This window comes from Vibrio sp. 10N.222.55.C6 (assembly GCF_041473395.1).
Lineage (GTDB): Bacteria > Pseudomonadota > Gammaproteobacteria > Enterobacterales > Vibrionaceae > Vibrio > Vibrio crassostreae_C.
Genome location: NZ_JBFRSD010001161.1, coordinates 1 through 369 on the forward strand (window position 1 = coordinate 1; position 369 = coordinate 369).

Here is a 369-nt window from a genome sequence, read left to right on the forward strand (position 1 = left end):
ATGTCGCTCAGGTGGTTACGTATCTTGAATCCTTGCAAGCTAACGGTGGAACACGATATAGCGATGCACTAGAAAAAGTAATGGACAGTGGTGATTTACCAACTTCTGATCAGAGTTTTGTGTACTTTATTTCAGATGGTGAGCCTAATAATGGGTTTAGCGTGGGTTCAACTCTTCAAAACAGTTGGAATAGCTACTTAGAATCATCAAACTATGATATTTCTTTTGCTATAGGTATCGGCAACGCACCACTAGATGAGCTAACGCCTATCGCGCATTCTCCTGATCCTGACGATGATGATAGCAATTATGCTGTTGTGGTTGATGATGCTGATGATTTGACCAATACAGTTTTAGAGTATTTTGACA

1 protein-coding gene is annotated in these 369 nt (G+C 40.1%); it reads left to right on the plus strand.

All coding sequences use genetic code 11. The features are described 5' to 3' along the window. A partial coding sequence (locus tag AB4486_RS27990) for a hypothetical protein (protein WP_372120082.1) occupies positions 1-369 on the plus strand: 369 nt, incomplete at both ends.